General features: G+C 53.2%; 1 protein-coding gene. It reads left to right on the forward strand.

Annotated features, from left to right (window positions below; translation table 11 throughout):
* On the forward strand, positions 1 to 233 hold a 233-nt coding region (locus tag FE296_RS00050), incomplete at both ends, for a 7-cyano-7-deazaguanine synthase (RefSeq protein ID WP_190944944.1).

The raw sequence follows: 233 nt of genomic DNA on the forward strand, positions 1-233 counted from the left end.
CGACGGTTAATAGTTCTGGCGAAAGTCTGCCAAGCACCTTTGTGCCGGGAAGAAACATCCGGTTTTTGACCCTCGCCTCTATTTACGCCTATCAGGTACAGGCCAGAACGGTCATCACCGGGGTTTGCGAAACGGACTTCTCGGGCTATCCGGATTGCCGGGACGAGTTCGTCAAGGCACTCAACAAAGCCCTTGAGCTGGGCATGGATTACCCATTGAAACTTGATACTCCG

This window comes from Paenibacillus sp. UASWS1643 (genome assembly GCF_008693195.1).
GTDB lineage: Bacteria > Bacillota > Bacilli > Paenibacillales > Paenibacillaceae > Paenibacillus > Paenibacillus amylolyticus_B.